This window comes from Candidatus Blastococcus massiliensis AP3 (assembly GCF_000582785.1).
GTDB lineage: Bacteria > Actinomycetota > Actinomycetes > Mycobacteriales > Geodermatophilaceae > Blastococcus > Blastococcus massiliensis.
Map to the genome: position 1 here is coordinate 731,683 of NZ_HG931173.1, position 6,398 is coordinate 738,080.

General features: G+C 72.5%; 5 protein-coding genes and 1 tRNA gene. 3 read left to right on the plus strand and 3 right to left on the minus strand.

The features are described from left to right. Positions 1-73 precede the first annotated feature (73 nt). Both ettA and BN344_RS03585 read right to left on the minus strand, forming a co-directional pair. The gene (gene ettA / locus BN344_RS03580) at positions 74-1,744 is read right to left on the minus strand and encodes an energy-dependent translational throttle protein EttA (protein WP_040337015.1); all 1,671 of its coding nucleotides are present in this window, start codon (positions 1,742-1,744) and stop codon (positions 74-76) included. 103 nt (positions 1,745-1,847) lie between these two features. Next, complete coding sequence (locus BN344_RS03585) at positions 1,848-2,366, minus strand: single-stranded DNA-binding protein (RefSeq protein WP_051515516.1); 519 nt, start codon at positions 2,364-2,366, stop codon at positions 1,848-1,850. Positions 2,367-2,553: 187 nt separating this feature from the next. Here BN344_RS03585 and BN344_RS03590 point away from each other — a divergent pair. Beyond that, a tRNA-Arg gene (locus tag BN344_RS03590) sits at positions 2,554-2,626 on the plus strand. 36 nt (positions 2,627-2,662) lie between these two features. On the opposite strand, the gene BN344_RS20565 is transcribed toward BN344_RS03590, so the two are convergent. Then, a complete protein-coding gene (locus BN344_RS20565; RefSeq protein ID WP_081788335.1) occupies positions 2,663-4,681 on the minus strand; it encodes a hypothetical protein in 2,019 nt (672 codons plus the stop codon). A 147-nt stretch (positions 4,682-4,828) separates the two neighbouring features. Here BN344_RS20565 and BN344_RS03600 point away from each other — a divergent pair, with 147 nt between their 5' ends. Then, a complete protein-coding gene (locus BN344_RS03600; RefSeq protein ID WP_051515517.1) occupies positions 4,829-5,191 on the plus strand; it encodes a cupin domain-containing protein in 363 nt (120 codons plus the stop codon). Between the two features lie 159 nt (positions 5,192-5,350). Next, the coding region (locus BN344_RS18870; RefSeq protein ID WP_155858804.1) for a lytic transglycosylase domain-containing protein at positions 5,351-6,398 on the plus strand (1,048 nt) is incomplete at its 3' end.

Consider the following 6,398-nt stretch of genomic DNA (forward strand, 5'->3'; position numbering starts at 1 on the left):
CACGGAGACGACGACGGCCGGCGCGGAGCCAGGTGCTCCACGCCGGCCGCCGTGACGTGCCGGAGCGGCCCCGTCAGTCGCGGCTGAGCTTGCGGTAGGTCGCGCGGTGCGGGCGGGTGGCCTCGATACCGAGCCGCTCGACCTTGTTCTTCTCGTAGTCGTCGAAGTTGCCCTCGAACCAGAACCACGTCGAGTCGCCCTCGTAGGCCAGGATGTGCGTCGCCACGCGGTCGAGGAACCACCGGTCGTGGCTGACCACGACGGCGCAGCCGGGGAACTCCAGCAGCGCGCTCTCGAGGCTGGTCAGCGTCTCGACGTCCAGGTCGTTGGTCGGCTCGTCGAGCAGCAGCAGGTTGCCGCCCTGCTTGAGGGTCAGGGCGAGGTTGAGACGGTTGCGCTCACCGCCGGACAGCACCCCGGCCGGCTTCTGCTGGTCCGGGCCCTTGAACCCGAAGGCCGCGATGTAGGCCCGCGAGGGCATCTCGACGTTGCCGACCTTGATGTGGTCGAGGCCGTCGGAGACGACCTCCCACAGCGTCTTCTTGGGGTCGATGCCGCTGCGGTTCTGCTCGACGTAGGAGAGCTTGACGGTCTCGCCGACCTTGATCTCACCGTCGTCGGGCTTCTCCTCGCCGACCAGCATCTTGAACAGCGTGGTCTTGCCGGCGCCGTTGGGACCCACGACGCCGACGATGCCGTTGCGGGGCAGGGTGAAGGACAGGTCGTCGATGAGGACCCGGTCACCGAAGCCCTTGGTCAGGTTCTTGGTCTCGACGACGACGCTGCCCAGACGCGGGCCGGGCGGGATCTGGATCTCCTCGAAGTCCAGCTTGCGGAACTTGTCGGCCTCCGCCGCCATCTCCTCGTAGCGGGCCAGACGGGCCTTGCTCTTGGCCTGCCGGGCCTTGGCGCCGGAGCGCACCCACTCCAGCTCCTCCTTGAGCCGCTTGGCGCGCTTGGCGTCCTTCGCCCCCTCGACCTGCAGGCGCGCGGCCTTGGTCTCGAGGTAGGTGGAGTAGTTCCCCTCGTAGGGGAAGGCCCGGCCACGGTCGAGCTCGAGGATCCACTCGGCGACGTTGTCCAGGAAGTACCGGTCGTGGGTGACCGCGACGACGGTGCCGGCGTACTTCTCCAGGTGCTGCTCCAGCCAGGCGACGCTCTCGGCGTCGAGGTGGTTGGTGGGCTCGTCGAGCAGCAGCAGGTCCGGGGCCTCGAGCAGCAGCCTGCACAGGGCCACGCGGCGGCGCTCACCGCCGGAGAGGACGGTGACGTCGGCGTCGCCGGGCGGGCAGCGCAGCGCGTCCATGGCCTGCTCGATGCGGGCGTCGAGCTCCCAGCCGTCCTGCTGCTCGATGACCTCCATGAGCTCGCCCTGCTCGGCCATGAGCGCGTCGAAGTCGGCGTCGGGCTCACCCATCGCCGCGCTGACCTCCTCGAACCGGGTCAGCGCGTCGCGCAGCGGCTTCACCGCCTCCTCGACGTTGCCGCGGACGTCGAGAGCCTCGTTGAGCGGCGGCTCCTGCAGCAGGATGCCGACCGTCGCTTCCGGCGCGAGGGTCGCCTCGCCGTTGGAGGGCTGCTGCAGGCCGGCCATGATCTGCAGCACGGTCGACTTGCCGGCGCCGTTGGGGCCGACGACGCCGATCTTCGCGCCGGGCAGGAACGACAGGGTGACGTTGTCGAGGATCACCTTGTCGCCGTGCGCCTTGCGCGCACGGACCATCGTGTAGATGTACTGAGCCACTGGGCTTCGGAGCCTTCCGTCGTCTCGCGAGCGGGGGCGGGCCGGCGTTCCCGGCCCTGCCCCCTTGCGTTCTCACCTCCGATCCTCCCAGCCGGGGCAACCGCTATGCGTGCGCGGGCTCCCGCTGGAGGTCGTCGGCGTCCGGAGAGGTGAACGCCTCGTCGGCCACCTCGTAGTCCCGGCCGTCGGTCGGGTCCTCGGGCGAGCCGGTGAACTGCTCCTCGGTCGGCGCCGGGGGCTCCTCCGCCGCCGACGCCCCCGCGGCACGGGGCATCCGGCGGAACTCGGCGATCCCGCGGGCCAGGTTCAGGGCCACCGCCTCGGCCCTCATCTGCGGCCGGCTGCGCCGGCCCTGGTCGGAGTCCCACTCGTGCGTCCGCATGCTGCCCACGACGACGACCGGGTCGCCCTTGCTGATGCTGTGCGCGACGTTGCCGCCCAGGTCGTTCCAGCACTCGACGTCGAGGAAGAAGGTGGAGCCGTCGACCCACTCCTGCCTGCCGCTGTCGAAGTACCGCTCGGTGGACGCGACACGGAAGTTGGTGACGCTGCCGTTCTGCGTGCGCTTGCGGGTCGGCGACGTGACGACGTTGCCGACGAGGGTCATCTTGGTGGCGCTCACGGTGCTCCTCGGATCTGCTGCGCCCGGTGGCGCGGCCGACGCGGTGCCGGCGTGCTCCGACCTTCGGGCGCCGGGCGGCCGGCGGGGTGGCCGCGGGCGGATCTGTGGATGCGTCTCCCCGCTGTGGACGCCGCAGCACTCGGCGCCGACCACCACGAGGGCCCGCGATGCGATGATCAGCGACCGAGCGCCCGTAGCTCAGTGGATAGAGCAGGTGCCTTCTAAGCACTTGGTCGCAGGTTCGATCCCTGCCGGGCGCGCTCAGGGCGCCACCCGTGACCGCCCGCTCGTCGCTGTCAGAGCTCCCAGTGGAGATCGAGCCGAGGATCCGGCGCGTAGCAGCAGAAGGTTCCTGTCCGCACGGTCCGGGTCAGATGGTCGCCCAGTCCGGCGTGGTGCTGGGTGATCCGGTCGATCGAATAGCGCAGTGCCCGCGTGACACTCGCCCGCGCCCGCTCCGCGGACGAGCCCAGCAGCCGGTGCCGCCCACCGAGACCGAAGGCCCCGGCCAGTTCCCGGACCAGGAACTCGCGGTCGGCGCGGCCCAGCGCAATCCGGAGGTCGTCACCGAGGGCAGCGGCCTCGTCCATGTCCTCGTCGATCTCGGCGAGGCGCCGCTTGTAGGCGGCTCGCGCCTGGTCGTCCAGCGCCGGTCCGGTGTCGTTCCCGCCGGCGCGCACGGCGTCGCCGCCTTCGGCTGCCGTCAGGTCCAGGACGTGGAACTCCCGGTCGGGGGCGGCGAGGAGCCGAGCCAGGTGGTGCATGCCCTTGAGATCCCGCAGCAGCACGGACCGCCCACCGAAGACGACGGTGCGCGTGTCGCCGTCCAGGCGGAAGGCGCACCGGCCACCGTCGGCCACCCGCTCCCGTGAGGGGCGCGGCGACCTCGCGCCGATCCGCTCGAGCGTCGTCCGCGCAACGCCTTCCTCCAGGTCCGACCGGTCGGCACGGCCCATGAGCCGGCACGCCTCGGCCAGCACCAATCGCGCCGAGGCGCACTCGTAGGGCGCACCCACCTCGCTCCAGGCGGCGAGCGCCTCCTCGCACCACCGAACGGCCGGAGCGGGATCCCCCTCGGCGAGCGCGACCCGCCCGTGCGCCAGAGCGGCGGCGGCCGCCAGTGCGGGGCTGCGGTAGGTGGAGGCGATCTCCGAGAGCCGGGCGGCAGCCGCCCGCCCCGTCGCGATGTCGCCCGCCGTCAGCACGATCTCGACCTGGGCGGCGAGAAGTGGTGCGGAACGGAGTGCGCCGTAGGGCGGCCATTCCTTCGACGGCACGGCGCAGGGGTGCTCGAGCGCGTCCTCGATGAGGGTCGACGCGGCCGCGACGTCGGCTTGAGCGAGCCGGAGGAGCGCCAGTCCGGGTTGCGGATCCCAGCCGTGCTGGTGCGCCTCGAGGAACGCTTCCTCCGCACCGGGCAGGTCGCCCTTGCGCAGGCGGATGACGCCGAGCTCGGTGAGGGGCCAGCCGAACTCCCGGCGCATCCAGGGCCGCAGCTCGCGACAGGCCTCCAGGGCCTCACGCTCCGCCTCGGCGCAGGAGCCGCGCAGCCGGAGGATCTCCGCGCGGTGCACCCGACAGCGGCCGTTGATCCCGCCGTACGCCGTCCCCGCGCGCCACCGGTCCATGGCCTCGGTCCACTGCTCGGCCCGGTCGTACTGAGCGAGCCCCTGCATGGCGCAGATCAGCTCGCAGTAGACCATTCCGGCACCGAGGGGATCGAGCTCGCCCGAGACGACGCTGACCGCCGCCTCGTCGAGCAGTTCCAGGCCGCGGTCCACGTCGCCGTCGAGGATCACGATGCGGGCTCTGGCTACGCGCCCGAGCGCCACGGCCAGCGGTACGGCCTGCCTCAGGCCGTAGTCGATGGCCGCCTCCGCCCAGGCTCGGGCGGCCTCCATGTCGCCGCACATGAATCGCTCGTAGGTCCGCGCCATCGCCACCAGGGCCGACGTCGGCGATTCCGGGCTGCCCGCGGACAGGCTGTCGGCCCGTGCGAGCCAGCCTCGCACCGGCGCCATCAGGCCCGTGTCCATCATCAGGTACATCGCGATGGTCGCGGCCGTGGCGGCGGCGGCAGGGAGGTCACCCGCGGCCTGGCGGTCGGCGAAGCGCTGCTCCCAGGACGTGATGGCGAGTTCGAACTCACCGGCCCCGTAGGCGGAGCGGGCCAGCATGTCCAGCTCGACGGCCGACAGGCGCCGCTGCTCGCCGATCAGCCGGAGAGCATCCAGGGCCACCGTCCACTCACCACGGGCCAGCGCCGTCCCGGCCGCGGCGTCCGGAACCGTCCGGTCGAGCTCCGTGGCCGCCATCGATCCTCCGCCGCCTGGGAGCCCGAGGGTAGAGGCGCGACCGGCCCCGCGGGAGAACCCGGTCCTTCCCGCCGGAACACGATTTCTTCCGCCTTCTCCTGCAACCGGCAGGAATGCCGGCCACGACGCCGACGAGAGGACGCCACCATGAACGCCGAACTCGACGCACTGCCCCTCGAGGTCCAGCAGGGCGAGATCGTCACCCGCTACACCGAATGGGGAGAGATGGGGGTGCGCTACGCCCGCGTTCCCGCGGGAACGGACATGGGTCCGGTCCTGGAGGGCCTGCCCGGTGACCGTTGTCCGAGCCCGCACTGGGGTGTGGTGCTGGAGGGCGCCGTTCGGATCACGGGTGCCGACGGCACCGAGGAAGTCACGCGCGCGGGCGAGGCCTACTACTGGCCGGCGGGGCACACGGCCCGCATGGACCACGCCACTGCCTTCCTGGAGATCGGTCCCGCAGCGGCCATGCGTCAGTTCAGCGAGCACGCCAAGGCCAAGTTCGCCTGACCGGAGGCCACCGGGACGCCGGCGCCGGCGCCGGGCGTCCGGCGTCCCGGGAAGGGCACGTCGTGTGATTGAGACCACACGACACGGGTAACGAGGCCCCGCCGGACGGGGGGACGGCATCGGTTCTGCACGCAATGCGGCGACGGGTGCGAGGGGTCCATGGGCATCGTCCGGAACGGCCGACCAGGAGCAGGTCACGAGCGACGGCGCTTCCGCTGGCTGCTCCTCGCGGCCTTCGTCCTCGCCTGGGCCGGCCTCATCGGCGGCGTCAGCGCACAGAACGCAGACGACGGCGGCCTGCAGGAAGCCGACGCCACGACCAGCACCGAGGAACGGGACGACGACGTGTCCGACCTCTCCCGCGGCGCCCCGGAGGGGTCGGTCACCCTCCCCGCAGCTCCGGTCCCGGTCGCCAGGCCCCAGCCGGCCACCCCGGTGGTGATCACCGGCCTCGCCGAGAACGGCATCCCGAACGTCGCGCTCAACGCCTACCGGGTCGCCGCCACACGCATGAACGCCTCGGACCCGGGCTGCGGCATCGACTGGTCGCTGCTCGCCGCGATCGGCCGGGTGGAGTCCAACCACGGCCGTTTCGGCGGCGCCGTCCTCAACCCGGACGGGACCTCCACCCCGGAGATCCGCGGTCCCGCGCTCGACGGCGGGAAGTTCGCCTACATCGGCGACAGCGACGGCGGCCGGTTCGACCGCGACACCCGGTACGACCGCGCCGTCGGCCCCATGCAGTTCATCCCGACGACCTGGCGCTCGTACGCGGTCGACGGCGACGGCGACGGCGCCTCGAACCCCTTCGACATCGACGACGCCGCGCTGGCCTCGGCCAACTACCTCTGCGTCGCCGGCGGCAACCTGCGGACCGACGCCGGCCAACGCCGGGCCGTGTTCGCGTACAACCACTCCGACGAGTACGTCGCCCAGGTGCTCGCGCTCGCCCGGGCGTACGCCTCCGGCATCCCGGTCGACTCCCTGCCGCTGAGCGGTGACACGACCAGCCCGGTTCCGCCGCCGTCCGGCGCCTACCGCTCCCCGGCCGCCCCGGGACCGGCGATCGGCGCCCGCGACAGGACGTCGTCCCCGGGTGAGGAGACCGTCGCCTTCCGGCCCGAAGGGAGTCCGCCGCCGGCGGGTCCGCCGCCGGAGCAGCCCCCACCCCCGCCCGGCGGTCCCGCACCGGCCGCGCCGCCGGCCG

What these genes read in the sequence shown, in the direction of transcription:
- BN344_RS20565 (WP_081788335.1), bottom strand. Translation starts at nt 4,681, where the DNA reads ATGGCGGCCACGGAGCTCGACCGGACGGTTCCGGACGCCGCGGCCGGG.
- BN344_RS03600 (WP_051515517.1), top strand. Translation starts at nt 4,829, where the DNA reads ATGAACGCCGAACTCGACGCACTGCCCCTCGAGGTCCAGCAGGGCGAG.